Origin of the sequence: Lentibacter sp. XHP0401, from assembly GCF_025751535.1 — a bacterium.
In the GTDB taxonomy this organism is placed as follows: domain Bacteria; phylum Pseudomonadota; class Alphaproteobacteria; order Rhodobacterales; family Rhodobacteraceae; genus Lentibacter.
In genome coordinates, this window is the sequence record NZ_JAOWLC010000009.1 from 90,820 (window position 1) to 117,665 (window position 26,846).

Annotated in this window: 31 protein-coding genes; all 31 read right to left on the reverse strand. The window is 57.6% G+C overall.

The genetic code is table 11. From position 1 onward, the window contains the following. Positions 1 to 21: 21 nt before the first annotated feature. Positions 22 to 630: an NADH-quinone oxidoreductase subunit J gene (locus tag OE750_RS12575; RefSeq protein ID WP_263764593.1), complete on the reverse strand. Its 609-nt coding sequence runs from the start codon at positions 628 to 630 to the stop codon at positions 22 to 24. Then, the gene (locus OE750_RS12580) at positions 627 to 1,028 is read right to left on the reverse strand and encodes a carboxymuconolactone decarboxylase family protein (RefSeq protein WP_263764594.1); all 402 of its coding nucleotides are present in this window, start codon (positions 1,026 to 1,028) and stop codon (positions 627 to 629) included. Before OE750_RS12580 ends, OE750_RS12575 begins: the two co-directional genes overlap by 4 nt. Next, positions 1,025 to 1,519 (reverse strand): NADH-quinone oxidoreductase subunit NuoI, encoded by a 495-nt coding sequence (gene nuoI, locus OE750_RS12585; protein ID WP_263764595.1) that lies wholly within the window; start codon positions 1,517 to 1,519, stop codon positions 1,025 to 1,027. Before nuoI ends, OE750_RS12580 begins: the two co-directional genes overlap by 4 nt. 1 nt (position 1,520) lies before the next feature. Beyond that, entirely contained in the window at positions 1,521 to 2,561 is a 1,041-nt protein-coding gene (gene nuoH, locus OE750_RS12590; RefSeq protein WP_263764596.1) for an NADH-quinone oxidoreductase subunit NuoH, read from the reverse strand. Positions 2,562 to 2,568: 7 nt separating this feature from the next. Then, on the reverse strand, positions 2,569 to 2,946 hold the full coding sequence (locus OE750_RS12595; protein ID WP_263764693.1) for a hypothetical protein: 378 nt from the start codon (positions 2,944 to 2,946) through the stop codon (positions 2,569 to 2,571). A 41-nt stretch (positions 2,947 to 2,987) separates the two neighbouring features. Then, positions 2,988 to 5,009: an NADH-quinone oxidoreductase subunit NuoG gene (gene nuoG / locus OE750_RS12600; protein ID WP_263764597.1), complete on the reverse strand. Its 2,022-nt coding sequence runs from the start codon at positions 5,007 to 5,009 to the stop codon at positions 2,988 to 2,990. A 6-nt stretch (positions 5,010 to 5,015) separates the two neighbouring features. Then, positions 5,016 to 5,417, reverse strand: coding sequence for a DUF5333 domain-containing protein (locus OE750_RS12605; RefSeq protein ID WP_263764598.1), 402 nt, complete (start codon positions 5,415 to 5,417; stop codon positions 5,016 to 5,018). Between the two features lie 146 nt (positions 5,418 to 5,563). Continuing rightward, positions 5,564 to 5,929 carry a hypothetical protein gene (locus OE750_RS12610; RefSeq protein WP_263764599.1) on the reverse strand — a complete coding sequence of 122 codons (366 nt, stop codon included), beginning with the start codon at positions 5,927 to 5,929 and terminating at the stop codon, positions 5,564 to 5,566. A 2-nt stretch (positions 5,930 to 5,931) separates the two neighbouring features. After that, a complete protein-coding gene (locus OE750_RS12615; protein ID WP_263764600.1) occupies positions 5,932 to 6,639 on the reverse strand; it encodes a class I SAM-dependent methyltransferase in 708 nt (235 codons plus the stop codon). A gap of 151 nt (positions 6,640 to 6,790) precedes the next feature. Beyond that, positions 6,791 to 8,083 carry an NADH-quinone oxidoreductase subunit NuoF gene (gene nuoF, locus OE750_RS12620; RefSeq protein WP_263764602.1) on the reverse strand — a complete coding sequence of 431 codons (1,293 nt, stop codon included), beginning with the start codon at positions 8,081 to 8,083 and terminating at the stop codon, positions 6,791 to 6,793. Between the two features lie 3 nt (positions 8,084 to 8,086). Beyond that, on the reverse strand, positions 8,087 to 8,311 hold the full coding sequence (locus OE750_RS12625) for a DUF5337 domain-containing protein (protein ID WP_263764603.1): 225 nt from the start codon (positions 8,309 to 8,311) through the stop codon (positions 8,087 to 8,089). A gap of 12 nt (positions 8,312 to 8,323) precedes the next feature. Then, positions 8,324 to 9,340: a hypothetical protein gene (locus OE750_RS12630; protein WP_263764604.1), complete on the reverse strand. Its 1,017-nt coding sequence runs from the start codon at positions 9,338 to 9,340 to the stop codon at positions 8,324 to 8,326. Between the two features lie 36 nt (positions 9,341 to 9,376). Beyond that, positions 9,377 to 10,555: an NADH-quinone oxidoreductase subunit E gene (locus OE750_RS12635; RefSeq protein ID WP_263764605.1), complete on the reverse strand. Its 1,179-nt coding sequence runs from the start codon at positions 10,553 to 10,555 to the stop codon at positions 9,377 to 9,379. Further along, positions 10,548 to 10,838 (reverse strand): hypothetical protein, encoded by a 291-nt coding sequence (locus tag OE750_RS12640; RefSeq protein ID WP_263764606.1) that lies wholly within the window; start codon positions 10,836 to 10,838, stop codon positions 10,548 to 10,550. Before OE750_RS12640 ends, OE750_RS12635 begins: the two co-directional genes overlap by 8 nt. Further along, positions 10,835 to 12,052, reverse strand: coding sequence for an NADH-quinone oxidoreductase subunit D (locus OE750_RS12645; RefSeq protein WP_263764607.1), 1,218 nt, complete (start codon positions 12,050 to 12,052; stop codon positions 10,835 to 10,837). The genes OE750_RS12640 and OE750_RS12645 overlap by 4 nt, the downstream gene beginning before the upstream one ends. Beyond that, positions 12,052 to 12,660 carry an NADH-quinone oxidoreductase subunit C gene (locus tag OE750_RS12650; RefSeq protein ID WP_263764608.1) on the reverse strand — a complete coding sequence of 203 codons (609 nt, stop codon included), beginning with the start codon at positions 12,658 to 12,660 and terminating at the stop codon, positions 12,052 to 12,054. The genes OE750_RS12645 and OE750_RS12650 overlap by 1 nt, the downstream gene beginning before the upstream one ends. Before the next feature lie 24 nt (positions 12,661 to 12,684). Continuing rightward, positions 12,685 to 13,227, reverse strand: coding sequence for a NuoB/complex I 20 kDa subunit family protein (locus OE750_RS12655; protein WP_263764694.1), 543 nt, complete (start codon positions 13,225 to 13,227; stop codon positions 12,685 to 12,687). After that, entirely contained in the window at positions 13,224 to 13,589 is a 366-nt protein-coding gene (locus OE750_RS12660) for an NADH-quinone oxidoreductase subunit A (protein ID WP_263764609.1), read from the reverse strand. The genes OE750_RS12655 and OE750_RS12660 overlap by 4 nt, the downstream gene beginning before the upstream one ends. Before the next feature lie 216 nt (positions 13,590 to 13,805). After that, entirely contained in the window at positions 13,806 to 14,588 is a 783-nt protein-coding gene (locus OE750_RS12665) for a crotonase/enoyl-CoA hydratase family protein (protein ID WP_263764610.1), read from the reverse strand. Further along, positions 14,581 to 15,447, reverse strand: a complete 867-nt coding sequence (locus OE750_RS12670) for a hydroxymethylglutaryl-CoA lyase (RefSeq protein WP_263764611.1) — start codon at positions 15,445 to 15,447, stop codon at positions 14,581 to 14,583. Before OE750_RS12670 ends, OE750_RS12665 begins: the two co-directional genes overlap by 8 nt. Next, on the reverse strand, positions 15,444 to 16,130 hold the full coding sequence (locus tag OE750_RS12675; protein WP_263764612.1) for a glutathione S-transferase family protein: 687 nt from the start codon (positions 16,128 to 16,130) through the stop codon (positions 15,444 to 15,446). The genes OE750_RS12670 and OE750_RS12675 overlap by 4 nt, the downstream gene beginning before the upstream one ends. Beyond that, on the reverse strand, positions 16,127 to 16,780 hold the full coding sequence (locus OE750_RS12680) for a glutathione S-transferase family protein (protein WP_263764613.1): 654 nt from the start codon (positions 16,778 to 16,780) through the stop codon (positions 16,127 to 16,129). Before OE750_RS12680 ends, OE750_RS12675 begins: the two co-directional genes overlap by 4 nt. Beyond that, positions 16,780 to 18,726 carry an acetyl/propionyl/methylcrotonyl-CoA carboxylase subunit alpha gene (locus OE750_RS12685; protein WP_263764614.1) on the reverse strand — a complete coding sequence of 649 codons (1,947 nt, stop codon included), beginning with the start codon at positions 18,724 to 18,726 and terminating at the stop codon, positions 16,780 to 16,782. The genes OE750_RS12680 and OE750_RS12685 overlap by 1 nt, the downstream gene beginning before the upstream one ends. Positions 18,727 to 18,728: 2 nt before the next feature. After that, positions 18,729 to 19,145, reverse strand: a complete 417-nt coding sequence (locus OE750_RS12690; RefSeq protein ID WP_263764615.1) for an ASCH domain-containing protein — start codon at positions 19,143 to 19,145, stop codon at positions 18,729 to 18,731. Beyond that, the gene (locus OE750_RS12695; protein ID WP_263764616.1) at positions 19,142 to 19,600 is read right to left on the reverse strand and encodes a hypothetical protein; all 459 of its coding nucleotides are present in this window, start codon (positions 19,598 to 19,600) and stop codon (positions 19,142 to 19,144) included. The genes OE750_RS12690 and OE750_RS12695 overlap by 4 nt, the downstream gene beginning before the upstream one ends. A gap of 3 nt (positions 19,601 to 19,603) precedes the next feature. Then, positions 19,604 to 21,208 carry a carboxyl transferase domain-containing protein gene (locus OE750_RS12700; protein WP_263764617.1) on the reverse strand — a complete coding sequence of 535 codons (1,605 nt, stop codon included), beginning with the start codon at positions 21,206 to 21,208 and terminating at the stop codon, positions 19,604 to 19,606. Between the two features lie 40 nt (positions 21,209 to 21,248). Continuing rightward, complete coding sequence (locus tag OE750_RS12705) at positions 21,249 to 21,803, reverse strand: hypothetical protein (protein WP_263764618.1); 555 nt, start codon at positions 21,801 to 21,803, stop codon at positions 21,249 to 21,251. After that, positions 21,800 to 23,320 carry an AMP-binding protein gene (locus OE750_RS12710; protein WP_263764619.1) on the reverse strand — a complete coding sequence of 507 codons (1,521 nt, stop codon included), beginning with the start codon at positions 23,318 to 23,320 and terminating at the stop codon, positions 21,800 to 21,802. Before OE750_RS12710 ends, OE750_RS12705 begins: the two co-directional genes overlap by 4 nt. Beyond that, positions 23,320 to 24,483: an isovaleryl-CoA dehydrogenase gene (locus OE750_RS12715; RefSeq protein WP_263764695.1), complete on the reverse strand. Its 1,164-nt coding sequence runs from the start codon at positions 24,481 to 24,483 to the stop codon at positions 23,320 to 23,322. Before OE750_RS12715 ends, OE750_RS12710 begins: the two co-directional genes overlap by 1 nt. A 352-nt stretch (positions 24,484 to 24,835) precedes the next feature. Then, positions 24,836 to 26,035: a DegT/DnrJ/EryC1/StrS family aminotransferase gene (locus OE750_RS12720; RefSeq protein ID WP_263764620.1), complete on the reverse strand. Its 1,200-nt coding sequence runs from the start codon at positions 26,033 to 26,035 to the stop codon at positions 24,836 to 24,838. A 101-nt stretch (positions 26,036 to 26,136) separates the two neighbouring features. After that, the gene (locus OE750_RS12725) at positions 26,137 to 26,796 is read right to left on the reverse strand and encodes an HAD-IA family hydrolase (RefSeq protein ID WP_263764621.1); all 660 of its coding nucleotides are present in this window, start codon (positions 26,794 to 26,796) and stop codon (positions 26,137 to 26,139) included. Positions 26,797 to 26,846: the final 50 nt, after the last annotated feature.

The following is a 26,846-nucleotide window of genomic DNA, read 5'->3' on the forward strand; positions in this document are numbered from 1 at the left end:
ATTGTTCTCGCGGCGAGTGGCTTAAAGCCCCTGCCCCGGTTTTACGTCTTTCAGTTCCATAGCGTCTTTCGGATCGCGCCACATCTGCGTCAAAACATTCTGGCGCTTCACGCCATCACGATGGCGCAGTGTCAGCACAATCGCACCGATCATCGCCACAAACAGGATCAGACCTGCAAGCTGGAAGATCAGGAAATACTGGTCATAGAGCAACAGCCCCAAAGCAGCTGTGTTCTGCGTGCCTTCAGGCGTCACAGCGGCACGCGCAGCTTCCGCACCATCCGCCATCTGCCAATCGCCAAACGCCAGCCCGAGTGCCATGAGCATCACAATCCCGATCGCCAGAGCGATGGGCATATACTGTGCCATGCCGGCCTTGAGTTCTGCAAAATCCACATCAAGCATCATCACGACAAAGAGGAAAAGCACCGCAACCGCGCCGACATAAACAATCATCAGAAGCATTGCGATAAACTCGGCCCCGAGCAAAACGAAAAGCCCTGCCGCACTCATAAACGCAAGGATCAACCATAGCACCGAATGCACCGGGTTGCGGCTGAGAACGGTGAAAAGCCCGCCCGTTAGCACGCCAATCGCAAAGAGATAAAAGGCAAAGGTCACTACGGTCATTTATCAACATCCTTGCTTTGGTCCATCACGTCCTTGGCAATTTCCATCGCCCGCGTCATGGCAGGAATTCCCGCAAACATCGCCATCATGGCTATTGTTTCGGCTATTTCTTCGTCCGTGGCTCCAGCCTCGCCCAAATGACGCACTGTCAGCCTGATCTGGGCCTCGCCCTGTGCACCTTGCATGGTCAGCCCTGCAAGGGTGAGCAAAAGCCGCGTCTTGGAATCGAGGCCGTTCTCGTTCAGCCCCTTACCGAATGTCGCTTCCATCATCTCCTTGGACATGGTCGGCCACATCGCCTCCAACCCTTTGGGCGAAAACGTCTCAAGCGCGGGCGCCATGGCTTTTGCCATTTCGCTCGCTTGTTCCATCATCATTTCAAAGGGCGTTTTGGTCATCGGTACGGTGCATCCAGCTCGAGATTACGGGCGATTTCTGCCTCCCAGCGGTCACCGTTCTCCAGGAGCTTGTCTTTGTTATAAAACAGCTCCTCTCGGGTCTCGGTGGCAAACTCGAAGTTCGGCCCTTCAACAATTGCATCCACTGGGCAAGCCTCTTGGCAGAAACCGCAGTAAATGCATTTGGTCATGTCAATGTCATAGCGTGTTGTGCGGCGGGAGCCATCATCGCGCGGCTCCGCATCAATTGTAATCGCCTGTGCAGGACAGATCGCTTCGCAAAGCTTACAAGCAATGCAGCGCTCTTCCCCGTTCGGGTAGCGGCGCAGCGCGTGCTCGCCGCGAAACCGCGGGCTCAGCGGGCCCTTTTCGTGGGGATAATTGAGCGTGGCTTTCGGCGCAAAAAAGTACTTGAGGCCAAGCTTCATACCCTGCCGAAAATCGGAGAGAAAAAAGTAACCGATCGCGCGTTTATAGTCGATATTCGCCATATTACCCTCCTACGCTCCAGCGCGCGAACGTGCCCCAGAACCAGTCAAATTTCGCCGCGAAGGCTACAAAGACAACCCAGAACAAGCTCATCGGCAGAAATACTTTCCAACCGATCCGCATCAGCTGGTCATAGCGGTAGCGCGGTGTGATCGCCTTCACCATCGCAAAGATGAAGAAGACGAGGAACATCTTGCCGAACATCCACATGATGCCGTCAGGCAAGCCCGGAATGGGCGAGAGCCAGCCGCCAAAGAAGAAAACCGAGACGAGCGCGCACATCATCACAATCGCCACATATTCCCCGATCATATAAAGCAGGAACGGCGTTGATGAATATTCAACCTGATAACCTGCCACAAGCTCTGACTCCGCTTCGGGAAGGTCAAAAGGTGGGCGGTTTGTCTCGGCCATGGCCGAAATCAGAAAGAGAAACAGCATCGGGAAATGCGGGATCCAGTACCAGCTGAACATACCGTAGTCACCATTCTGGGCATACACGATCTCGCTCAGATTCAACGATCCTGACGAAATGATGATGCCGATGATGATAAGCCCGAGCGAGACTTCATAAGAAATCATCTGCGCAGCAGACCGGAGCGATCCGAGGAACGGGTATTTCGAGTTCGAGGCCCAGCCCCCCATGATCACGCCGTAAACCTCAAGCGAGGAGAAAGCGAAAATATAGAGCACGGCAACGTTAATATCGGCCAGAACCCAGCCGTCATTGAACGGGATCACCGCCCAAGCAGCCATGGCCAGCACAAAGCTCACCAGCGGGGCAAGAAAAAAGACAAACTTGTCAGCTCCCGCAGGCACGATGATCTCTTTCACCGCGTATTTGATAAAGTCGGCAAAACTCTGGAACAACCCAAAGACGCCGACCACATTCGGCCCGCGGCGCATTTGCACGGCTGCCCAGACCTTACGGTCAAAATACAGCAAGAACGCCAGCGCGACGAGAAGCGGCACGATAATCAATAGGCACTGCCCCACAATAAGCAGGAAAATCCCTAGATTCGTGTTGGTAAAGAATTCAGCCATCAGCCCCTCACACCATCGGTATCTTGTCTTCTATGCAGTTTTGAACGGTGACTTCCGCGTCAATCGTCTTCAAACCACGTGGCAGTGCAGCCGAGATGGTATAAACCGCATCTCCGCGCCACTGGCCACCCTTAATCTCAACATTCGTGCGCACATGACGCGCAAATCCGTATCCACGAATAAGCGAATACTGCGCTGCGGCGCATTCCGCATAGCGGCTCACGTCATCAGGCAGCGCTTCGCCATTCATCGCAACCACAAATTGCACCAAATCGCCGTCCAAAAGGCGTGTCTCGATTCCGTCATAGCCAAACACACGCGGCACGTCCGGTGTGGCCGCACGGGTCACATCCTCGCGCGGAATCTCCTCGCAAGCGCCAAGCATGGCAAAAGTGGCCAAGCCCAGAATTATGCCGGCAAACCTTCTCACTCGGCCGCCACCTTCTTTTGCCCGCGCGCTTTTGCATTGGCGCTCAACTCTGCCATAAGCTCGGAAGCACGCGCAATCGGGTTGGTCAGATAGAAGTCTGACACCGCATTGCGGAAGCTGGCCTTGCCAAGCGTGCCTTTCACTTCGGCTTTCCATTCGTTCTCTGGCACCTCGTCAATCTGTGCCAGATGTGGCACAGCAGCCACAAGCGCCTGACGCAACTGCGCTAGGCTGTCCCATGGTTGGGTCGCGCCCAGTTCTGCCGAGAGCGCACGCAAAATGGCCCAGTTTTCCTTGGCCTCACCCGGTGCAAACCCTGCACGCAGAGCAATCTGAGGGCGGCCTTCGGTGTTTACAAACAGCCCCTGCTCTTCTGTGTAAGCCGCGCCCGGCAAAATCACATCGGCGCGGTGTGCCCCACGGTCGCCATGGCTACCTTGGTAAATCACAAAAGCGCCTGCTTCGATGTCGACTTCGTCAGCGCCGAGATTATAAACAACATCTGCCCCCTCGGTCGCCGATACCATGCCGCCTTCGGTGACAGCACCAATATCCATAGCGCCAACGCGGCTGGCTGCCGTATGCAGAACCAGAAGCTTTGAGCCCGTGGCCTCGGCCAGTTGCATCGCTGCCGCCAGAACCGCGGCACCATCCGCTTCACGGATCGCGCCCTGACCGACAATCACAAGGCTCTCGACTTCAAGAACCTCTTTGAACTTGCTGCCAAGCGCCTTTTCAAGTGCCGCACGATCATCTCCCATATGCGAATAATCGTATGTAAGATCAACAGCTTGCCCGATCAGGCCCACATTCGCCCCACGTGACCATGCCCGACGGATACGTGCATTAAGCACAGGCGCTTCCTCGCGGGGGTTGGTTCCGATGAGCTGAATCATCTGCGCCGTATCAATGTCTTCAATGCTCGCAGTGCCGACATATCCCGAGCGGTTGCCGGCAGGGAGTTTCGCACCATCAGTGCGACACTCGACAGAACCGCCCTGCCCTTCAACAAGTTCTTTCAAAGCGAAAGCGGCTTCAACTGGCGCAAGATCCCCCACAAGGCCAGCCACTTTGCTTGCGCCCGTAATTTTCTGCGCCACAAGGCTCAAAGCCTCGCCCCAGTCCGCTGCACGCAATTTGCCGTTTTCACGAACATAGGGCTTATCAAGCCGTTGGCGGCGCAGACCGTCCCAGACAAAACGGGTTTTATCCGAAATCCACTCTTCGTTCACGCCATCATGGTTGCGTGGCAGAATCCGCATCACTTCGCGGCCCTTCGTATCTACACGAATGGATGAGCCGAGCGCATCCATCACATCAATCGTCTCGGTCTTTGTCAGCTCCCAAGGCCGCGCGGTGAACGCGTAAGGCTTGCTCACAAGCGCACCAACGGGGCACAGATCAATGATGTTGCCCTGCAAGTTGCTATCAAGCGTTTCGCCCAGATATGCAGTGATCTCGCTATCTTCGCCGCGTCCTGTCTGGCCCATTTGGGTGATCCCGGCCACTTCTGTGGTAAAGCGTACACAGCGCGTGCACGAGATGCAGCGCGTCATATGCGTCTCAACCAGCGGTCCGAGATCAAGATCGTCAGACGCACGCTTCGGCTCGCGGAAACGGCTGAAATCAACGCCATAGGCCATGGCCTGATCCTGCAAGTCGCATTCTCCACCTTGGTCGCAAATAGGGCAATCAAGCGGATGGTTGATGAGCAAGAACTCCATCACACCTTCACGCGCCTTCTTCACCATAGGCGAATTTGTCTTCACAACAGGAGGCTGCCCCTCGGGGCCGGGGCGCAAATCCTTCACCTGCATCGCGCAAGAGGCCGCAGGCTTGGGTGGGCCGCCCACAACTTCCACAAGACACATCCGGCAGTTGCCCGCGATGCTGAGGCGCTCGTGATAACAGAAACGCGGCACTTCGATGCCGGCTTCTTCACAGGCCTGAATCAGCGTCATTCCGCCCTCAACTTCGACCTCTTTGTCATCAATGATGATCTTGCGTAAATCGCTCATGTCGTCTCACTTTGCTTTCAGCAGGCTTCCGATCACGCTGCCTTTGGCGATCTCGGCTTTGCCAAGGGTGCACAAATCAGCAGCGCTCTTCGGGTTCAACCCTTTTGATTTCACATAGGCCTCGCCCTTCGCACGAATGCGGGCTTTTTCAGCCTCGCTTTTGCGATAGGCGTCAATTTCGTCGTCACTATATCCAAGATCATTCGCGCGGCTTTTCACATCCCAAAGAAGAGACAAACCTTTCAGCTTGCGCGCCGAAATCGTGTCGCATTTCTTCGAAATTTCCAGCGCCAGCCCCACTTCGAGCATTTTGCCGTCGATCTCTTTAACATCCCGCAACGCAGGTTTGGCCGAAGCCATGGATGCAGCCAATGCCGCGCCCATAAAAACAGTTGTAAACATACGCATCTCTAAACTCCTCTCATGCATAACCGGAGCGGCAGATACACTGCGCCCTGTCTTGCATGAGATGGGAGTTGTGACCGCTGCTATGCAATAACAGTTCCCCGCCCCGCCAAAACCGGCAGGTTTTCGCATCATATGTTGCGCGGCTGTCACCATGTTTTACACCGCCCACGCAGCTCAAGAATACCATTTTCGCTTATAGAAATCTCGCTTGGGTCCGTGTCAGGTGTGGGCCCACTCCAGCTGATATCCGTGTTGCCATACTGGTCGATGCAATAGCGGTTGGCTTCAATACGCGCGGCTTCCAAAGCACCGGACAACCCTCTGTCTGCCCCCCGCACCGTCACACCAAAGTCAGCACGATCCTCTTTTGATCGCTGGATTTTGCCCTTATAGGCATAGCCCTCATAGCTATAGCTTTGCGAGCCACCGAGCGCCGATTTTGTACGGGCACACCCTGAGGCCATCACTGCAAGGGCAACACAGAAAGCAAGTTTTGTGGATGTTTTCAACATATTCAAATCCTGATCTTTCTACGTTTGGTGATTTCAAGGTCAAAGCCGATGCGCGGATCCTTACAGATGATCGCCTTGGCCATACTCGTCCAGATCGGCCGCTGCACTTCTGCTGCAAACTGGCAGACAGCGCGGCTTACATCAGGCCAGTTACCATAATCGTCACAGAGCAACACACCGTCATCCGCAAGCAAATCCCAGTAGTTGCGAAAATCCGCCAGACAGGCCTCATACTCGTGGCTTGCGTCAATATGGATCATATCCGCCTTCACCTTCAGACGCTTCAGCGCATAGGCCGCCGAATTCCCGTCCATCGGCAGCGGAACAATCACGTCTTGCATGCCTTCCGAGTAAACATTGGCCAGAAATGTCTCATAAAGTGTCGGATAGCCATTGCGCGGGCTCAGCTCTTTGCGCCGCCCTTTGGAAGACAAATGCGCCGACGATCCAAGCCAAGTGTCAATCGCAACAATCTCGGTTTCAAGCCCAAGCTTCTTGGCTTCCTGCGCCATATGGATCGAGGATTTCCCCTTCCAGACGCCTAGTTCCAGAATAAGCTTAGGTTTAAACTCTTCCAACAGGTTGCGAAAGAACCCGTGGGTCGAATTCCAGCCAGAAAGATCAACGCGACTTTCGTCAAATTCGTATGTCTCGAAGGCATTCTCAAGCCGCAGAAGGTCACGCACAGATTTGGTTTTCAAATCTTTCATTCGGAAGCCCCCACACATTGCCTGGCATACCCGTTCTCGGCCCTGCAAAGTTCTGCCCGCAGATGTGCAGGTTGGCCGAAGCTGCTCGCACAACTCGGCTTGCCTTGAACAGCAATCAAACGGCCAATTTTGAACTCTGCGAGCTGCATGTCTACTCCGCTGCCAATGTCTTGCCCGCTTGCTGGGCCTTGATACGGTCTTCGATCTCGTCACGGAAATTGCGGATGAGACCCTGAATAGGCCAAGCCGCCGCATCACCAAGCGCGCAGATCGTGTGGCCCTCCACCTGCTTGGTCACATCCCAAAGCATGTCGATCTCTTCGGGGTCGGCATTGCCTTCGACAAGACGCTCCATCACACGCATCATCCAGCCTGTGCCTTCGCGGCAAGGAGTGCATTGTCCGCAGCTCTCATGCTTGTAAAACTTGGCCAAGCGCCAGATCGCCTTAATGATATCGGTGCTCTGGTCCATCACAATCACAGCCGCCGTGCCGAGGCCCGAGCCAAGCTCGCCGCGCAGATAGTCAAAGTCCATCACCGCATCGCGCATGTTCTCGCCACGCACACAAGGCACAGATGAGCCGCCCGGAATAACCGCCTTGAGGTTGTCCCAACCGCCACGAATACCGCCGCAATGCTTCTCGATCAGCTCTTCAAAGCTGATGCTCATCGCCTCTTCCACAACACAGGGATTGTTCACATGGCCCGAAATCGCAAACAGCTTGGTGCCGGCGTTGTTCTGGCGGCCAAAGCTTGAAAACCAGCTCGCCCCACGCCGCAGGATTGTCGGCACAACAGCAATGCTCTCCACGTTGTTCACTGTGGTCGGACATCCATAAAGGCCCGCACCCGCAGGGAACGGCGGCTTCATCCGCGGCATGCCCTTCTTGCCCTCAAGGCTCTCCAGAAGTGCAGTCTCTTCACCGCAAATATAAGCGCCCGCACCGTGGTGCAGGTAAATGTCAAAATCCCAGCCCGTCCCGCAAGCGTTCACCCCAACAAGGCCTGCATCATAGGCTTCGTCAATCGCGGCCTGAAGCGCTTCCTTCTCGCGGATATACTCGCCGCGAATGTAGATATAACAGGCATGCGCTTGCATCGCGAAGCTGGCAATCAGGCAGCCCTCGATAAGCGTATGCGGGTCATGGCGCATGATCTCGCGGTCCTTGCATGTGCCCGGCTCGGATTCATCTGCATTCACCACCAGATAGGATGGGCGCCCATCGCTCTCCTTGGGCATGAAGCTCCACTTGAGGCCGGTTGGAAAGCCCGCACCGCCTCGTCCACGCAAACCGCTTGCTTTCATCTCGTCGATGATCCAGTCGCGGCCCTTGCCGATGAGCTTGTCGGTCCCGTCCCAATGTCCACGCGCCAGAGCACCCTTCAAAGTGCGCTCATGCATCCCGTAGATATTGGTAAAGATACGGTCCTGATCTTTGAGCATGCCTTAACCCTCTTTGTCCCGGCGCGCGCGCCAGAGCTGCAACGTGACAACCAGCGCCCAAACGAGCGCGCCAATCGCCGCAAAATCTATCAGGAGCGCATAGCGCCCCTCAAGGCCCAACCGGGGCCCGAGCCACTGAGCGGCAAGCCACAAAAGCATCGCACCCACGATGACGAGTGAAACCACCCGCCCCGTCCGTGCCTGCTTCTGATCACGCTCACCGCTCATGGCCATATCCTATCAAGCTTTCTTGCTTTTCTTTGAAAACTCGGTCTCGCCACCCGCCGCAAGAATCTTGGCTTGCGCCATCCAGTCGTCGCGCTCGATGCGGCCTTTGAAGCGCAGGCGGCTGTCGACCCATTCTATCTCGGCCTTGCCCCATTTTTCAATCTGGTCATAGTGCCAGAAGCCCAGATCGTTGAGGGTTTTCTCAAGCTTGGGGCCAACACCACTGATCAGCTTCAGATCGTCCGCCCCCGCCTTGCGCGGCGCGCTCAGCGTGCGAGGCTTCTTCTCACCAGTACTTTTTGCAACGGCTTTTGAAGGCGTCTTTGGTGCCGCTTTGACTGTAGACTTGGCTGCAGATTTTGGTGCTGCCTTCGTGGCTGGCTTGGCCGCCGCCTTAGGAGCTGACTTACTCTTGGTCGCGGCTGGCTTCTCTGAAGTTGCTTTGCTTGCCGCTGCCTTTTTCGGAGCGGCAGCTTTTTCTGTTGCCACCTTAGCCTTCGCAGGCTTCACATCCGCCGATTTGGCCGAAGCCGCTTTCGTGGTTGTGCTGGCCTTTGTGCCACCCGTTTTCGCCGCTGTTTTCTTGACAGGCTTCGCATCCGCAGCTTTCTTGCTTGCGGCCTTCTTCGTTTTTGGCGCATCAGAGGCCACAGAACTGTCCGAGCTCATCACAGTTGCAGGCTTGGCAGGGGCGGCTTTCTCGGCAGCACGCTTGTCTTCTGCCGCGCGGGTCGCAGATGTGCCATCATCTGCTTTGGCAGAGGCCGTATTTACCGCAGTCGCAGCAGCTCCTCCCGCAACCGCAGCAGCAGTTGGCGCTTTGGTTTCAGCTTCGGGAACTTTTTGAGCACCTTTGCAAAACAGCGAGCTCAGAACCAGCCCCACAAAAATACCAACCGCCAAGCCAACAAGCAAAGCCGCAAAAACGCCGACAGGTCCTTGGCTCATGGAATAGGCAATAATACCCGCGACCAGACCAAGCAGCCAGCAAACCCAGCCACAAAATCCCAAACCAGATGATTGTTTCATATTTCGTCCCCCTTGCCATAAACCTTTGGCATTACATTATTTCTTCTTATTTTTATTCGAAAATTCTGTTTCGCCACCCGCCGCAAGAATCTTGGCTTGCGCCATCCAGTCATCGCGCTCAATGCGACCCTTGAACTTGAGGCGGCTGTCCACCCAAGCAATCTCGTTTTCCGTCCATTTCGCCACTTGGTCAAAATGCCAGAAGCCCAGTTCATTCAACGTTTGCTCAAGCTTTGGTCCGACACCGCTGATCAGCTTCAGATCGTCCGCTCCCGACTTGCGCGGCGCGCTCATCGTGCGTGGTTTTTTCTCGCCGGTCACAGCATTTGCGGCGGCTGGCTTGGCCACCTTCTGCTTATCGCTCGGAACACCCTTTGGGGCCGAAGATTTGGCTTTCGCAGCTTGAGCCGCCTTTGAAGGCGTGGTCTCAAGAGCAGCTTTCTGCGGGGCCTTTGCCGCCGTTTTAGCCGGTGCTTTTTTCGCCTTACCCGTCTTGCCTTTGTCCGCGCGGTCAAGCCATGGTGTCAGGATCGGTACTTCGGTTCCGTCAATCCGCTTGATGGTTTCGCCCAAATCCACAGCCGCCTGCGCACTCGCATTATACTGTGTTTTGCCACTTTCATGATCGGTAAGAGACGTGAGACCCGAAAGAGGCTCGGCCGCATAGCGCCCGTTTTGCGGCCCCGGCACGGGCACGCGACCCGCCGCCAACTCATCCAGAATCTTGCCGAAGTTCTCAGCTGTCAGATCTTCGTAATAGTCCTTGCCGATCTGGGCCATGGGAGCGTTTGAACACGCGCCAAGACACTCGACTTCTTCCCATGAAAAGCGCCCGTCTTCCGACAACTGGTGCGCTTTGGGCGCAATTTTGTCTTTGCAGACAGCAATCAAGTCTTCCGCGCCGCAAATCATGCAGGAAAGTGTCCCGCAAACCTGAATATGTGCAACAGAGCCAACAGGTTGAAGCTGGAACATAAAGTAAAACGAAGCCACTTCAAGCACACGGATTTCCGCCATACCAAGCATCTTTGCAACCGTTTCAATGATCGGACGGCTCACCCAGCCCTCTTGCTCCTGTGCACGCCACAGAAGCGGAATGACCGCGCTGGCCTGACGGCCCTCGGGGTATTTCGTGATTTGCCCCTCCGCCCATTCCAGGTTGGCAGGCGTGAAAGCAAAGCTCTCGGGTTGAGTATGGTAAAGGCGTCTAAGCATCGGCACAGTTCCCGGTCACAAGCTTGATCCCACGGTCCTCATGAACCAAAGTTTTTTGATCAAGCATATATCTTGTTACTTCTCTGAGCTTCTCGTCGCTAAAGCCCGTGTGTTTTTCGACAATCGCCGCTTTCGCATCCGATTGAATGACGCAGCCTGCCTTCTCGACACCGGCACTGAAACGCTGGACATCATACGCCGTCAGCCCGTCTGTGCCTGGCAAGGTCGCACAGCCCGCAAGGCCAAGCGCTGCCACCGTCAGGAATGCAAACCGCAGTCTCACCTGTCGATCTCCCCGAACACCACATCGAGTGTCCCGATGATCGCAGCGATATCCGCAAGCTGATACCCCTTGGCGATATGGTCCATCGCCTGAAGATGCATGTAGCCCGGCGCACGGATTTTGGTGCGGTAAGGTTTGTTTGACCCGTCCGAAACAAGGAACACGCCAAACTCGCCCTTGGGCGCCTCAACGCAAGCATAAATCTCGCCCTCAGGCACTTTAAAGCCCTCGGTGTAAAGCTTGAAATGATGGATCAGCGCTTCCATCGAGGTTTTCATCTCGGCACGCTTCGGCGGTGTCAGCTTGCCACGGGCAAGCACATCGCCCTGCTCTTCGGGCGCCCGCAGCTTCTGGCAGGCCTGAATCATGATCGAAGCCGATTGGCGCATTTCTTCCATGCGCATCAGGTAGCGATCATAGCAGTCACCGTTTTTGCCCACGGGGATCTGGAATTCAAACTCGTCGTAGCACTCGTAAGGCTGCGCGCGGCGCAAATCCCAAGCCATACCAACCGAGCGCGCCATAACGCCCGACATGCCCCACTCAAGCACATCTTCTTCGGTGACAACGCCAATATCGACATTGCGCTGCTTGAAAATACGGTTTTCCGTCAACAGCCCGCCGAGGTCTTCAAGAAACTTCGGAAAGCCCTTGGCCCATTCTTCAATATCGTCAATCAAATCAGGCGGCAGGTCCTGATGCACCCCCCCGGGGCGGAAATAGGCCGAGTGCAACCGTCCGCCAGAAGCGCGCTCGTAAAATACCATAAGTTTTTCACGCTCTTCAAAGCCCCAGACAGGCGGCGTCAGTGCGCCCACGTCCAAAGCCTGTGTGGTCACGTTCATCAAGTGGTTCAGAATACGGCCGATTTCGAGATACAGCACGCGGATAAGGCTCGCACGGCGCGGCGCTTCCACACCTGTCAGCTTCTCGATCGCAAGGCACCAGGCGTGCTCCTGGTTCATCGTTCCAACATAATCAAGACGGTCAAAATACGGCAGGTTTTGCAGATAAGTCCGGCTCTCCATAAGCTTTTCCGTGCCACGGTGCAGCAAGCCGATATGCGGATCGCAACGCTCGACAACCTCGCCGTCAAGCTCAAGCACAAGGCGCAAAACCCCGTGCGCCGCAGGGTGCTGCGGGCCGAAGTTCAGGTTGAAGTTTCGGATTTTTTGCTCGCCTGTCTGGGCGTCTTCAAAGCTCGTGCCGTCCATCATTTCGCGCCTTCACCTTTCTCATCACCCGGAAGGATATACTGCGCTCCCTCCCACGGGCTCATGAAGTCAAATTGCCGGTATTCCTGCACCAGCTTCACAGGCTCGTAAACAACGCGTTTCTGCGCCTCGTCATAACGAAGCTCGACATAGCCGGTTGTCGGAAAATCCTTGCGCAACGGATAGCCGCGGAAACCATAGTCTGTAAGAATACGGCGCAAATCGGGGTGCCCGCTGAAGAGGATGCCGAACATGTCAAACACTTCGCGCTCAAACCAGTTCGCACCCGAATGAACACCCGTAATAGAAGGCACAATCTCGTCTTCACGGATCGCCATCTTCAGACGGATACGGTGGTTCTGGAACATGCTGAGAAAGTGATAAACAATCTCGAACCGCTTGGGGCGCTCGGGATAGTCAACCGCGGTGATATCCACCAGCGTTGAGAACTTGCACGCAGAGTCATTTTTCAGAAACTCGACAAGCCCTGCGATGCTTGAGGGGGTCACATCCACACTCAACTCACCAAAGCGCACATCCCAGCCCAACACACAATCAGGCTGTTTCAGCTCGATCAACGCGCCCAGCTCTTGCAGCTCTTCGCTCATATGTCTCATCCCTTTCGCGTGCGCTCAGCGCACAATCGTTCCTGTGCGGCGCATTTTGCGCGCCAGCTGCATGATCCCGTAAAGCAGCGCCTCGGCTGTCGGAGGGCAACCCGGCACATAAATGTCTACAGGCACAATCCGGTCACAGCCCCGCACAACAGAATAGCTGTAGTGATAATAGCCGCCACCATTTGCACAGGAACCCATCGAGATCACATAGCGCGGCTCCGGCATCTGGTCATAAACCTTGCGCAAAGCGGGGGCCATCTTGTTGGTGAGCGTGCCAGCCACGATCATAACATCCGACTGGCGCGGCGAGGCGCGCGGTGCAATCCCGAAGCGCTCCGCATCATAGCGTGGCATCGAAGTATGCATCATTTCAACAGCACAACACGCAAGACCGAACGTCATCCAGTGCAGCGAGCCTGTGCGCGCCCAGTTCACAAGGTCTTCCGCCGAAGTCAGCAAAAAGCCCTTGTCCTGCAATTCGGCATTCAGTGCCTGAGTTGCGGTGTCTTTGTCAGCGCCAGCGGTGTTAAGGCCCGTCTGGATGCCTGTCGAGGTCATGACCATTCCAGCGCTCCTTTTTTCCACTCGTAAGCAAAGCCCGCTGTCAGCACTCCGAGGAACACCATCATCGACCAGAAACCAACCATGCTGATGTCTTTAAAGGCAACAGCCCACGGAAAGAGCATCGCAATCTCCAGATCGAAAATAATAAAGAGAATCGACACGAGGTAAAACCGCACATCAAACTTCATCCGCGCATCGTCAAAGGCATTAAACCCGCACTCATACGCCGAGACCTTTTCAGGGTCAGGGTTGCGCACAGCAAGAACGAGCGCCACCAGTATAAGAACAAGGCCTAGCCCGATAGCGATAACCAGTAAAATCAGAATGGGAAGGTATTCCCGAAGCATCTCTTCCACGTGAGGCTCCTTTCATGCGCCGGTTCGCGCATAGGTGTGGCAGCTTTTCATTGCCATCGGGTTTACTCCCGCCCCTTGGCAGGGTCAACCGACTGACCGCTACATTCAGAAAAATCTATATGTGCCGCATCAGAGGCGCGCAGAGCGCTAAGACCTTGCGGCGCCAATACATTTCCGACAAAAATACTCAGTCATTTCTGACTGCCAAAACAGGCGCTACCTCACCCAAGGCGCCACGCGTTTTTCAAAGAACGCCGCAATCCCGTCACGCGCTTCCTCGCCTTCCCAGGTTTCCACGAGGCGGTCAATCGTCGCTTCGATAATCTCGGAAGTGATTGCTGGTCCAAGACTGCGCGCCAGCGCTTTTGATGCCGCCACCGCTTTGGGCGCCGCCGCAAGATATGGCACAACCTCGGCCTCAACCGCCGCATCAAGTGCATCGGCCTCCACAATCCGCGCCAAGAGGTTCAGATCGCGCGCTTCTGCCGCGCCAAACAACCTTGCCGACATGAACACCCGCCGCGCCTTGTCCTCGCCCATACGGGCCAACACATAGGGGCTGATCGTGGCAGGAATCAGCCCCAGCTTCACTTCGGTCAAACCAAACTTTGCCTCAGGCACGCCAAGTGCCACGTCGGCCACCGACATCATGCCAATGCCGCCGCCAAAGGCGTTGCCCTGCACCCGCGCAATCAAGGGCTTGGGCAGTTCGTTGAGCGTGTTGAGCATCATCGCAAGCTCCCGCGCGCCCGCGCGCCGCGTGTCTGCATCGGCCTCCATCTGCTCTTGCATCCAGCGCAAATCCCCGCCCGCGCAAAAGCTCTTTCCCTTAGCCGCCAACACAACAACACGCACAGCGTCATCCTTGCCAAGCGCTTCAGCCGCTTGCGTCAGCTCGCGGATCATCCCGGCGCTCAGTGCATTGTGCTTCTCTTCGCGCGCCAGCCAAAGTGTGGCAACGCCGCGCGCGTCTGTCTCAATCTCGATTGTATTATACATCGCCCTGCTCCTTGCGCATCGCACGCGCCATATCCGCCGCCCTGATCAAAACATCACGGTCCAGTCCCGTGTCATATCCAAGCGAGACAAGCCGGTCATGCACAGCCTCCGTCGCCACATTCCCCGCCGCACCGGGCGCATAGGGGCAGCCGCCCAGCCCGCCGACAGCCGCATCAAACACGTGCACGCCACGCGCAAGGCTCGCTTCGATATTGTCCAAAGCGCGCCCGCTCGTGTCGTGGTAATGTCCTGCCAGTTCTGCCGCAGGCACCTCCTCCAGCACAGCCGCCAACATCGCATCAATGCTCTCGGGGCGTGCCTGCCCGATCGTGTCACCAAGACTGATCTCGTAACAGCCCATCGCGCGCAGCACTTTCGCCACCCGCGCAACCTCTGCAGGCGGCGTTGCCCCGTCATAAGGGCAATCCGTCACGCAGGAAATATAGCCGCGCATCGGCAGCCCCGCCGCTTTCGCCGCCTCTGCCACAGGGGCAAAGCGCTCAAGGCTCTCGGAAATGCTCGCGTTGATATTGGCCTTGGAAAACCCCTCCGAGGCCGAGCCGAAGATGGCAATCTCATCCGCCTTCGCCGCCAATGCCCCCTCAAAGCCACGCAAGTTCGGTGTGAGCGCCGCATAAGAGACACCCTTCGCCCGTGTGATCCCCGCTAAAACATCGGCACTGTCCGCCATTTGCGGAACCCATTTGGGGCTCACAAAGCTGGCAATCTCAATCCGCTTGAAGCCTGCTTGCGAAAGGCAATCCACCAGCGCAATTTTCTCCGCTGTGGGAATCTGGCGCTTTTCATTCTGCAAGCCGTCCCTCGGGCCGACCTCGAAGATTTCTACATATCCGCTCATGTCGCGCTCCGCTCCGGCAAAGGCCAGGGTTCGTAAAACTCCTGCAAGTAGAGCTTCTGCTCACCCACAGCCATGGTTTCCGCAAAAGAAGCCCGCTCTGTGATCCGCTCGTACCACGCACTCAGCTCGGGAAATGCATCAATCCGCGCAAAATGCCTGCCCACGTAAACCGCCTGCCCGACGGCTATATCAACTGCCGAAAACCCGCTTGTCAGAAGATAGTCGCGGTTCTCGACAGGCGTGGACAGCCGCGCCTCGATCGCCTCATAACACTTTGCCAGCCGCTTGGCCTCAAGCTGCATGATGTAAGGCGAGCGCATGTAATCCTCATAAAGCATGATATGCTGCTGCGTGAGCGCGGCTCCATGCACCGTTACCGTCTCGGCAAAATGGAGCCAGGTAAGCCATGCCATACGGTCGGGGTTGCCAGCCTCGCGGCCCAAATTGCGCTCGGGAAAACGCTCGCAAAGATACTCGATCATCGCACCGCTCTCGAACATTCTCTCGCCTTCGATTTCCATCGCAGGCACCCGCCCCGCAGGGCTCAGCGTAAGAAACTCGGGGTCGCGGAGCGACTTGTCAAAAGGATGCACCTGAACCTGAAAGTCAGGCACTTCCAGCTCGTGCAAAAGCCAGAGCACCCGCATCGAGCGGCTCTGCGGAACGTGGTGGAGGGTAATCAAGATGTCTCTCCTGTAGTCAGTAAAAAATCAGGCCGCGTGGCAACAAATGCTGGTTGCACCTCAGCCCAGTCAAGCCAGCCTGTCAGGCCTGCACAAGCGCCCAAGCGCTCGCTGGCCGCAGGGCAGGCCTTGAAGTACATCAACATAGGCGCAAGCATCAGATCCGCAACCGTGATGCTACGGGCGTTCAGTACCAAGCCTTCCTGAGCGACAGCTTCCAAAGCAGCCAAAACCCGCCTCGAAGCGTCAAGCCCCGCCTCGATCAGCCCCGAATCCCCCGTTTCTCCCGTAAGCGGGCGGTATACAGCGTGTGAAAACACCTGTCGCACCAATGGCCAGTAAACATAAGCCCCCGCAATTTCAGCCACTTGAAACGCCCGCGCAGCCGCCTCGGCTTTGTCTGGCATCAGGTTTGGTCCGTCGTAAACCCTGTCGATATAACTCAAAATCGCAAGTGTCTCGTAAACAGAAAACCCCTCGTGCTCAAACACGGGCACGCGCCCGAAGGGATGGTGCGCCAGCAAGTCCCCGAGCCCCTCCGGCTCAAACGGGTTGATCTCCTCGCAAACGTATTCAACTCCCTTCACAGCCAGTCCGGCCTTTGCCGACCAGCTGTAAACACTGTCTTTATAGGCCAGAAGGCGCGGCATCACGCCGCCGCCTCTTCCTCGTCTTCCAGCCGGATAAGCGCCGCGCCCGCCTCAACTTGCGCGCCCGCTTCCGTTAGCACCTCTGCGACAACCCCGTCACGCGCGGCCAGCAAGGAATGCTCCATCTTCATCGCTTCCAGAATGGCCAGCCTGTCGCCCGCCTTTACCGCATCTCCCGCTTTGGCAAACACAGCCTTCACAAGCCCCGGCATCGGGGCCTCGATCAGAGCCGCCCCCGCGCCAGCAGAAGCCGCACGCTCCAGCGGGTCAATCACTTCAAAGCTGAGGCCATACTGCGCAAAGACATAAACCTGTCCGCCCTTCAGCACCGCTTCAGGCGCAACGTGACCATTCAGCATCCAGCGTCCGCCCACGCGGCGTGCTTCAACACGTGCCTCGCCCAACGTCACATCATGCGCTTCGGCACTCAGGCTTTCGACAGTGGCGTCAAACACCTCTTCTTCAAAACTCAGGTTCACTTTCCGACGCATGGCCGACCATGTGTGAAACCCTGTTGGCCAAGCGGTATCTGTCAAGCCAAGCGCCACCAAGGCCGCCAAGGCCCGCTCTTCATCGCCCGGCACAGGAGCCTGCACAAGGCTGTCAAGGTCACGCCCGATCAGCCCCGTGTCAACCTCGCCCGCCGCAAAGCCCTTATGCGCACAGAGCGCGCCGAGGAAGCTGAGGTTTGTTACCGTCCCCGCGACTTGTGTTTCCGCCAATGCCCGCGCCATGCGCTTCAGCGCCACAGCGCGGCTTGGTCCGTGGGTGATGATCTTGGCAATCATCGGGTCATAGAACGGGCTGATGGTATCGCCGGTGCGCACACCGCTGTCCGCCCGCGCACCCGCGGGGAAAGCAAGCTGCGCCAGTGTGCCTGTCGCAGGCAAAAACCCTTTAGGCACATCTTCGGCGTAAAGACGGCTCTCAAAAGCATGGCCGTTGATGCTCAGCTCGTCCTGCCGCTTTGGCAGCCCCTCACCTGACGCCACGCGCAACTGCCATTCAACCAGGTCAACTCCCGTAATCGCCTCGGTCACAGGGTGCTCGACCTGCAAGCGCGTGTTCATCTCCATGAACCAGAACCCGTCAGCACGCAGCCCCTTGGAGCCATCAACGATAAACTCCACCGTCCCTGCGCCCTTGTAGCCGATCGCCTCGGCCGCCTTCACAGCCGCATCGCCCATCGCGGCGCGCATCTCTTCCGTCATCCCGGGAGCAGGCGCTTCCTCGATCACCTTCTGGTGGCGGCGCTGAAGGGAGCAGTCTCGCTCAAACAGATGCACGGCTTTTTCACCGTCGCCAAAAACCTGCACCTCAATGTGCCGTGGCTGGGTCACAAACTTCTCGATCAACACATCTTCGTTGCCAAAAGCTGTCTTCGCCTCGCCCTTGGCACTCTCCAAAGCGTCCATAAACTCGGCAGACGTCTCGACAAGGCGCATCCCCTTGCCGCCCCCGCCCGCAACGGCCTTGATCAGCACGGGATAACCGATTGTATCGGCAGCTCCCGAAAGATGCTCGGGGTCTTGGTTCTTGCCGTGATAGCCGGGCACAACAGGCACACCCGCCTCATGCATCAGCGCCTTGGCCGCATCCTTCAGGCCCATAGCGCGAATGGCGCTGGCCGACGGGCCGATAAACACCAGACCAGCCGCCTCGACAGCATCCACAAACTCGGGGTTCTCGCTCAGAAAGCCATAACCCGGATGGATCGCCTGCGCGCCAGTGGCCCTGGCCGCGGCAATAATCACATCTCCACGCAAGTAACTCTCCGCAGGGGCAGAGCCGCCGATATGCACCGCCTCATCCGCCAGCGCCACATGCTTGCTGGCGCGGTCTGCATCGGAGTAAACCGCAACCGTGCGCACTCCCAGAGCCCTTGCGCTCTCAAACACCCGACAGGCAATCTCGCCTCTGTTGGCAACCAGTATCTTATCAAACATCTCTATCTCCCAAAATCTTCAACCACGCAGAACCGCTCGCACATCAGCTCCATATCGGGGTCAAACCCTCCGTTGCGACGAAAGTAAGCTTCATAGCTTTTCCGCCAATGTTCCAAATCTGCAAACTCGCCCTGAGCCGCGACAAACTCGTCGTCCATATCGCCAAAGCGGCGGGTGGAAACCCCGACGGTCTCCAGCATCACTGCAGGCCGCCCGTCCCACTCCAGCGCCACATCACGGCGGCCCACTTCGGGCATCTCGTCGCCGCCCTTGCCGTAAACATGCAGCGCCTCGCAGGTGGCTGTCTTCTTGCCCGCCCTGATCAACGCAAGGATGCTGTCACACAGTTTCTTACTATCACCAAAGCGGAAGGTCTCGGCCTCGGGATTCGCATCAATGATTTCTTGCAGGGTTTTCATTCCGGCCCCTTAAAGCTGCGGTAGCGGTGACGGTAAATCAGGTTGGCGCGCTCGCTTGTCAGCAAATAAACCACAACAGCACCCAGCGCAAAAACCTGCAAAAGCCCTAAGGAGTTCAAATTACCGATGTTCGTAACCAGCTGATAGGCCGCAATGACAAACACGACCACAATAAGCACAACAGCAAGCGGCAAGCGAAAGTATAACCCAAGCGCGCCAAGCATCGGCACAACAGACAAAAGCAAATGGAGCGGCGCAAAACCGAACTGGGTAAACTCGTAAAACCGCACCGCAGCCACAGCGACCAGATACAGCACGACAAGGTAAAGCACCGCCCCCAACTGTCCCTTCGGGTGCGCATGCGCCATCTCTCGGCTCACATAAACCCAGCGCTCCCCCGTCACAGGGTCGCGCGCACCATAGTCGAACTTTCCCTCGTCTGGCATATCGCTCATCGGCTACATCCGGAACACGCCGAAGCGTGTTTCCTCAATCGGCGCGTTGAGCGCAGCCCGCAAGGAGAGTGCCAGAACATCGCGGCTCTTGCGCGGGTCAATCACCCCGTCGTCCCAAAGCCGCGCGCTCGCGTAAAGTGGATGCGCCTGCTCCTCAAACATATCAATCGTCGGCTGCTTGAACTTGGCTTCTTCCTCAGCCGACCAAGTGCCCCCGGCGCGCTCGATTCCGTCGCGCTTCACCGTGGCGAGAACACCTGCCGCCTGCTCGCCGCCCATCACAGAAATCCGCGAGTTGGGCCAGGACCAGAGGAACCGCGGCGAGTAAGCCCGCCCCGCCATGCCGTAGTTGCCCGCGCCAAAGGAGCCGCCCACCAGCATGGTGATCTTGGGAACACTCGTTGTGGCCACAGCCGTAACCATCTTAGCCCCGTGCCGCGCGATCCCCTCGTTCTCGTATTTACGGCCCACCATGAAGCCTGTGATATTCTGCAAAAACACCAGCGGGATCTTGCGCTGGCTGCACAACTCGACAAAATGCGCACCCTTCTGGGCCGCTTCACTGAACAAAACACCGTTGTTGGCAATAATCCCCACGGGGCAGCCTTTCACATGGGCAAAGCCCGTCACCAGCGTCTCGCCATAGCGTGGCTTGAATTCATCAAAGCGCGAGCCGTCCACCGTGCGGGCAATCACTTCGCGAATGTCATAAGGCGTGCGCAGATCGGCAGGAACCACACCGAATATCTCTTCGGGGTCATAGGCCGGCTCTTCACTCGTTTGCCAATCTACTGTCAAAGGCTTCTGGCGGTTCAAATGGCTCACAGCACGGCGCGCCAGCGCCAAAGCATGTGCATCATCCTCAGCCAGATAATCCGCCACGCCAGAGAGGCGCGTGTGCACATCCCCGCCGCCCAAGTCTTCAGCCGTGACGACCTCGCCTGTCGCGGCCTTTACCAAGGGTGGTCCCGCGAGAAAGATCGTCCCCTGCTCTTTCACGATAATGGTCACATCCGACATCGCAGGCACATACGCGCCCCCTGCCGTGCAGGAGCCCATCACCACAGCAATCTGGGGTATCCCCTTTGAACTCATCTGCGCCTGATTGTAAAAAATTCGGCCAAAGTGGTCACGGTCAGGAAAGACCTCGTCCTGCTGCGGCAGGTTTGCGCCGCCGCTGTCCACCAAGTAGATACAGGGCAAACGGTTCTCTTCCGCAATCTCTTGCGCGCGCAGGTGTTTCTTCACGGTCATGGGGAAATACGTGCCGCCTTTAACGGTGGCATCGTTGCAAACGATCATGCACTCCTGACCGCTCACCATCCCGATACCCGCAATCACCCCCGCCGCAGGGGCAGCATTGTCATACATCCCGTGCGCCGCCGTTGCGCCCACCTCAAGAAAAGGAGAGCCCGCATCGAGCAGGTTCGCCACACGGTCACGCGGCAGCATCTTGCCTCGGCTCACATGCCGCTCACGGCTCCGCTCACCGCCGCCCAGCGCCGCCGCCTCTGCCGCTTCCTGCACCACACGCAAGGCTTCGAGATGCCCCTCGCGATTGGTTTTGAACTGATCCGAGGTCGGTATCGCTTGAGATTGAAGTTTCATGTCGTCTCCACTTCTGGGAAAATGCAAAAATCTGATGGTGTCACGGCTGCACCTCGCGTGCTCGCGGGCGCAAAGGCGCAGGTGCTTGAACCCAGCCGAGTTCGTAGGCAGGCGCAACCACGCCCGCGTCGCGCGCCAGCTGGTAAGCCAGCACCGCCATCTCGAAACGATGTGTCGCCTCACGAGCTTCGCACCACGCCTCCATCACGGGCGTTGTGCCTGCGCAATCGTCCCCCGCCGAGTGCCCATTGGCCAAGGCATAGACCCTGCCATAAAGTCCCGCGCCCGCAGGCACAGGCAAGCTCAAGAGCACAGCTTCGCGCAACGCCTCCTGTTCCTCGGCCAGCGCGTGTTGGCACGGCACCGGGTTATCACCATGATCACAGAGAACAATTCCGTTGGCCCCACAGACATCAGCACCACGCGCATCCACATAAGGCGCAAGCCCGTCATAGCTGTCCAAACGTGCGCGCTTCAGGTCTCGCTCAAACTGCGCAATCTCGCCTTGGAGACACGGCGCGAAAGCAGCAATCGGCTCGGCCTCCTCAGCCCACGCCGCGCCCGCTGTCATTACAAAGGCCAGAGCAAGCTTCATGCATCCTCCCCCGCCGCACGGCGCTTCAGCTCCTTGCGGATCACCTTGCCCGTCACAGTCATCGGCAAAGCTTCCAAGAACTCCACTTCACGGGGGTAGCTATAACTCGCCAGCCGCGTCTTGACCCAGTCCTGCAGCTCCGGCGCACTGGCCTCGGCTCCGTCTTTCAGGACCACATAAGCCTTCACAATCTCATGGCGCAGCGCATCAGGCTTGCCAACCACACCGACAGTCGCCACAGCAGCATGCGTCATCAAACAGTCTTCAATCTCGGCCGGCCCGATGCGGTAGCCGCCAGAGGAGATCACATCATCCTCGCGGCCGAGAAAACGGATGAAATCGCCCTCCATCACGCCACGGTCCCCTGTCACAAGCCAGTCTCCCCGAAACTTCTCCGCCGTGGCCTCAGGCTTGTTCCAGTATTCCAGCATCATGCTCGCCGCACCGCAATGCACAGCAATGTCACCCTCGCTGTCCGTCACCTTGCCGCTTTCGTCAATCACAGACACGTCGAACCCAGGCACAGCCTTGCCCGTGGCCCCGCCCAATGGCGCAAACAGCGCGCCACAAGAGGAAACACACATGTTGCACTCCGTCTGCCCGTAAAACTCGTTGATGCTCACGCCAAAGGCCTTACGCCCCCAAGCCAGCATCTCCGCCCCCAAGGGCTCGCCGCCAGAACCAACAGAACGCAGCCCGGCAATAGACTGATCCGCCGCCTTCAGCATCCTGAGCGCGGTAGGCGGGAAAAACGCATTGCGCACACCGCCCTCGCGGCAAATTCGCTCCGCTTCACTGGCAGTAAACTTGGGCAACCGCGCAGCCACCACAGGCACCCCCAGCGCCAGACCCGGCATCAGAACATCAAACAAGCCGCCGATCCAGGCCCAATCAGCAGGCGTCCAGATCACATCACCCTCCTGCCCCAGAAAGTCATGGCTCATCTCGACACCGGGCAAATGCCCCGTCAGCATCCGGTGCGCATGTAGCGCGCCCTTGGGCTTGCCTGTCGTGCCGCTGGTGTAAATGAGCACGGCAGGCTCTTCGCGGCCCGTATCGACCATAGGCACATCACCCTCTGGCAGATCATAGGGCAATAGCGCTTCGGCCAAGCCCCCAAGCATCTGGGCGCCTTCTGCATCCGTCACAACAAGCTTAAGCCCACTGTCACGAATGCGGCTCTCCAAAGCGTCACGCTGAAAGAGCTTGAAAAGGGGCACAGAAATCGCCCCGATCTTCCAGATCGCAATATGCGCCGCAGCACACCATGCATCCTGTGAGAACAAGACCCCGACACGATCCCCGCGCGCCACCCGCTTGGACATCTCCAGCGCCAAGCGCCCCGCCATCGCGGATAACTCACCGTAAGTCACCTCACGCCGCACGCCCGACAGATCAATGATCGCAACCTGCTCAGAGGGCTGCGCCAAAACCTGCGCCACCATATTCAAACGCTCGGGGAGCGCCCAGTCAAAGCCCTCCCTCAGCGCCTCATATGTCGCAGCGCTCGGGAGCATCAGAGATACATGCCCATCAGCTCGCGGCCAATCAGCATCCGTCGGATCTCGCTTGTGCCAGCGCCGATTTCCATCAGCTTCGCGTCGCGGAAGATGCGCCCGCAGGCATTGTCTGAAAGGAAGCCCGCGCCGCCAAAGGCCTGCACGGCCTGATGCGCCACAACCATGGCTTCCTCGGAGGCATAAAGACAGCACGCCGCCGCATCCTGACGGGTGATGTCGCCACGGTCACAGGCGCGCGCCGCTTCATAAACATAAGCCCGCGCCGAGTTCATCTTGGTATACATATCGGCAATCTTGCCCTGCATGAGCTGGAAGGTGCCAATCGGCTGGCCGAACTGCTTGCGCTCCGCCATATAGGGCATGACCTCGTCAAGACAGGCCGCCATGATCCCGGTGCCGATGCCCGCAAGCACAACGCGCTCATAATCAAGGCCCGACATAAGCACACGCACGCCCTTGCCCTCTTCTCCAAGAATGTTCTCGAACGGCACTTCTACGTTGTCAAAGATCAACTCGGCAGTGTTTGAACCGCGCATCCCGAGCTTGTCAAAATGCGGGGATGTGGAAAAGCCTTTCATCGACTTCTCGACAATAAACGCCGTGATGCCCTTGGCCCCCGCGTCCGGGTCGGTCTTGGCATACACGACCAGCGTCTCGGCGTCTGGCCCGTTGGTGATCCAGTATTTGGAGCCATTGAGCACAAAGCGGTCATTGCGCTTTTCTGCGCGCAGCTTCATCGAAACAACATCAGATCCAGCGCTTGGCTCGCTCATCGCCAAAGCACCGACATGCTCGCCGCTCAGAAGCTTGGGCAGATACTTTACTTTCTGCTCATGCGTTCCGTTAAGCTTGATCTGGTTCACACAAAGGTTGGAATGCGCACCATATGAAAGCGACACTGAAGCACTCGCGCGCGCGATCTCTTCTACAGCGATGACATGCGCAAGATAGGACATACCCGCACCGCCGTATTCCTCAGGCGTGGTGATGCCCAGCAGACCAAGTTCGCCCATCTCTTGCCAAAGCGCGTTGGGGAATTCGTTGGTCTTGTCAATTTCCGCAGCCATCGGCTTAACACGCTCTTGCGCCCAGCGATGCACCATTTCTTGCAGGGCACTTACATCCTCGCCCAAATCAAACTTCATTGACCCCATGAACATGAGCCGTTCCTCCCAATTTATTGAACGCTTGTTCATTTCTTATCCTAGACTGCGATTCGGAGCAATAGTGCCTTTGAACACAGGTCTGGCTTCGGTTTCGGCCCACGCCTTCGGCGCGGGCCGACCCGTTGGGGACGCTGCGCCCAAACCCTAAGCAGCTCGCAGAGCGAGCGTGAACCCGACAGAGCGCACTTGCTGCGCGGAGTCGGGCCGAGGTATTTGTGAACAGAAGAAGAAAGGGTCTGTTAACCAATTTTGTGCAAGCGGGGGTGACTTTTCGCGTCGAGGTTTCTTCTGTTTTCAAATACCTCGGCCGGAGGCATCCAACAGAACAACCAGGCGCAGCGGCTGCCTAAGCAGAACCCGCTTGAAACACGGCACTCACTTCTGCCTTTATGATCCGCGCGATCAGCTCGCAATCCGCAATGCTAAAAGTCAGCGGCAAGCGCATATCGACAATCGCCTTGAGCACCCTGTCACTGGCAGGCATCGGCGCGCTTGGTGCATAGCGCCAGCTGTCATAGCGGCTGGTAAAACCCTTGGGCTCGGCGCCGCCAAACCACTTGAGCTCAACGCCGCGCGCCGCACAACGCGACAGCACCTCGCCGATTGCCTTTTCTGACCAGTCGAGCAGCAGGAACTGGATCGAGGAGCCGACATAGCTCTCCCCTTCGGGCCGTTGCACCACCGTTAGGCCAGCCGTGTCGCCAATCCCTGCCTCGAGCGCACGGTAGCGCGCGTTCCACGCCTCGCACTGACTCTGGAGGCGCGCAAGCTGAGGACGCAGAATTGCCGCGCGCAAATGGTCCATGCGCCCCGATACATTGGGAGTCTGGTATTTGATCTCCGCAAAAGCTTCGGGCGGCGGCGCAGCCAGATGCCGCTCAAACAACATATAAGACCCCGACAGCATAATTGCCCGCGCAGCCACTTCCGCATCATCGGTGATCAGCAATCCGCCTTCGCCCGAATTCATATGCTTGTAGGTCTGGGTCGAGTAACAGCCGACAAGACCATCCGTCCCCGAAAGCCGCCCTTTCCAGCGCGCCCCCATGGTATGCGCACAATCTTCAATCACACGGATTCCATGACTGCCGCACAGCGTCATCAGCGCATCCATATCCGCCAGATGTCCCCTCATATGGCTCAGCATCAGCACATCGGCCTGGTCCGCCTTGGCCTCCAGATCCTCCAGATCAATCGTCAGGCTCTCTGTCACCCCGACAAAAACAGGCACAGCGCCAACGCTCGCAATCGCGCCGGGCACAGGCGCGAGCGTAAACGCATTGGTCAGAACCTTGTCACCCGCCTTCACCCCGATTGCACGCAAGGCACAGCCCATGGCATAGCCGCCAGACGCAACCGCAAGACAGTATTTCGCGCCCATCTTGTCGGCAAATTCCTGCTCCAGCAGCGCAACCTCACCCAGCTCGCCCTCGGCCAGATTGTAACGGTGCAACCGCCCCGCGCGCATCACGGCAATGGCAGCTTCAACCCCCTCTTCGGGGATCGGCTCTTGCTGGGTGAAACTGCCTTTGAAAATCTCTGTCATAAGACCTTTCTGGGCGCCCACGCGCCCCGCGTCAATCACTCACGCGCATATTTCGGATGGTTAAAACCTTGTTTCAAAAGCTTGGAACATCAGGCAAGACCTCAGCGCAGCAACTGCCGCGCAATCGCAGGCAAATCGGCAAAATCATGCAAAAGCGCCTCTGGCTCAAGCGCCGCCATATCCTCGCCCGATGGTCCGAAGGTGACCAGAACAGAAGGCACACCTGCCGCGCGGGCCGTGTTGCGATCGGTGTCACTATCGCCGACCAGCAAACAGCGCTCAGGAGCGCCCCCCGCGCGTCGCGCGGCTTCAAACAACGGCTCAGGGTCAGGCTTGCGCACAGCCAGCGTATCCGCTCCAACAAGCGAGGCAAAGCGATCCAGCGCACCCAACCGGTGCATGAGCTCCACAGCCAGCCCTTCGGGCTTGTTGGTGCAAATACCCACACCAAAACCATCTGATTTCAAAGCTTCAACCGCCTCCAAAGCCCCGTCATAAAACACCGTATGCGTATCCAGCGCCTCGCCATAGGCCGCAAGCAACACAGGGTAGTATGCTTCAATAACAGCCTCGTCAGGCCGCCCGAGCCGCTCAAGCCCCGCACGCAGCATGAACTTGCCGCCGCGCAAAGCAACGCCGGCATCCGCTGGTGTCAGCACATCGCCCTCGCCCATCTGTCGAAAGCAGGCATTGGCCGCCGCCAGCAAATCACCGCTGGTGTCTGCCAGCGTTCCGTCCAAATCAAAGATAACCGTTTCCATGCCTGCTCCTTAAGTGACACATCCCGCAACATTGCTTGATAACTGCACCC

What these genes read in the sequence shown, in the direction of transcription:
- OE750_RS12680 (WP_263764613.1), bottom strand. Translation starts at nt 16,780, where the DNA reads ATGCCGCGCCTTCTGGCCTATAAAGACAGTGTTTACAGCTGGTCGGCA.
- OE750_RS12625 (WP_263764603.1), bottom strand. Translation starts at nt 8,311, where the DNA reads ATGAGCGGTGAGCGTGATCAGAAGCAGGCACGGACGGGGCGGGTGGTT.
- OE750_RS12715 (WP_263764695.1), bottom strand. Translation starts at nt 24,483, where the DNA reads ATGTTCATGGGGTCAATGAAGTTTGATTTGGGCGAGGATGTAAGTGCC.
- nuoF (WP_263764602.1), bottom strand. Translation starts at nt 8,083, where the DNA reads ATGCTCAAAGATCAGGACCGTATCTTTACCAATATCTACGGGATGCAT.
- OE750_RS12595 (WP_263764693.1), bottom strand. Translation starts at nt 2,946, where the DNA reads ATGCTTGGCGCTTGCGAGGAGATTCCGCGCGAGGATGTGACCCGTGCG.
- OE750_RS12635 (WP_263764605.1), bottom strand. Translation starts at nt 10,555, where the DNA reads ATGCTTAGACGCCTTTACCATACTCAACCCGAGAGCTTTGCTTTCACG.
- OE750_RS12655 (WP_263764694.1), bottom strand. Translation starts at nt 13,227, where the DNA reads ATGACCTCGACAGGCATCCAGACGGGCCTTAACACCGCTGGCGCTGAC.
- OE750_RS12615 (WP_263764600.1), bottom strand. Translation starts at nt 6,639, where the DNA reads ATGAAAGATTTGAAAACCAAATCTGTGCGTGACCTTCTGCGGCTTGAG.
- OE750_RS12690 (WP_263764615.1), bottom strand. Translation starts at nt 19,145, where the DNA reads ATGAAAACCCTGCAAGAAATCATTGATGCGAATCCCGAGGCCGAGACC.
- OE750_RS12580 (WP_263764594.1), bottom strand. Translation starts at nt 1,028, where the DNA reads ATGACCAAAACGCCCTTTGAAATGATGATGGAACAAGCGAGCGAAATG.
- OE750_RS12670 (WP_263764611.1), bottom strand. Translation starts at nt 15,447, where the DNA reads ATGAGCGGATATGTAGAAATCTTCGAGGTCGGCCCGAGGGACGGCTTG.
- OE750_RS12610 (WP_263764599.1), bottom strand. Translation starts at nt 5,929, where the DNA reads ATGTTGAAAACATCCACAAAACTTGCTTTCTGTGTTGCCCTTGCAGTG.
- OE750_RS12630 (WP_263764604.1), bottom strand. Translation starts at nt 9,340, where the DNA reads ATGAAACAATCATCTGGTTTGGGATTTTGTGGCTGGGTTTGCTGGCTG.
- OE750_RS12720 (WP_263764620.1), bottom strand. Translation starts at nt 26,035, where the DNA reads ATGACAGAGATTTTCAAAGGCAGTTTCACCCAGCAAGAGCCGATCCCC.
- OE750_RS12725 (WP_263764621.1), bottom strand. Translation starts at nt 26,796, where the DNA reads ATGGAAACGGTTATCTTTGATTTGGACGGAACGCTGGCAGACACCAGC.
- nuoG (WP_263764597.1), bottom strand. Translation starts at nt 5,009, where the DNA reads ATGAGCGATTTACGCAAGATCATCATTGATGACAAAGAGGTCGAAGTT.
- OE750_RS12700 (WP_263764617.1), bottom strand. Translation starts at nt 21,208, where the DNA reads ATGAAACTTCAATCTCAAGCGATACCGACCTCGGATCAGTTCAAAACC.
- OE750_RS12575 (WP_263764593.1), bottom strand. Translation starts at nt 630, where the DNA reads ATGACCGTAGTGACCTTTGCCTTTTATCTCTTTGCGATTGGCGTGCTA.
- OE750_RS12650 (WP_263764608.1), bottom strand. Translation starts at nt 12,660, where the DNA reads ATGAGCGAAGAGCTGCAAGAGCTGGGCGCGTTGATCGAGCTGAAACAG.
- OE750_RS12685 (WP_263764614.1), bottom strand. Translation starts at nt 18,726, where the DNA reads ATGTTTGATAAGATACTGGTTGCCAACAGAGGCGAGATTGCCTGTCGG.
- OE750_RS12605 (WP_263764598.1), bottom strand. Translation starts at nt 5,417, where the DNA reads ATGCGTATGTTTACAACTGTTTTTATGGGCGCGGCATTGGCTGCATCC.
- OE750_RS12665 (WP_263764610.1), bottom strand. Translation starts at nt 14,588, where the DNA reads ATGTATAATACAATCGAGATTGAGACAGACGCGCGCGGCGTTGCCACA.
- nuoH (WP_263764596.1), bottom strand. Translation starts at nt 2,561, where the DNA reads ATGGCTGAATTCTTTACCAACACGAATCTAGGGATTTTCCTGCTTATT.
- OE750_RS12695 (WP_263764616.1), bottom strand. Translation starts at nt 19,600, where the DNA reads ATGAGCGATATGCCAGACGAGGGAAAGTTCGACTATGGTGCGCGCGAC.
- OE750_RS12710 (WP_263764619.1), bottom strand. Translation starts at nt 23,320, where the DNA reads ATGCTCCCGAGCGCTGCGACATATGAGGCGCTGAGGGAGGGCTTTGAC.
- nuoI (WP_263764595.1), bottom strand. Translation starts at nt 1,519, where the DNA reads ATGGCGAATATCGACTATAAACGCGCGATCGGTTACTTTTTTCTCTCC.
- OE750_RS12705 (WP_263764618.1), bottom strand. Translation starts at nt 21,803, where the DNA reads ATGAAGCTTGCTCTGGCCTTTGTAATGACAGCGGGCGCGGCGTGGGCT.
- OE750_RS12645 (WP_263764607.1), bottom strand. Translation starts at nt 12,052, where the DNA reads ATGGACGGCACGAGCTTTGAAGACGCCCAGACAGGCGAGCAAAAAATC.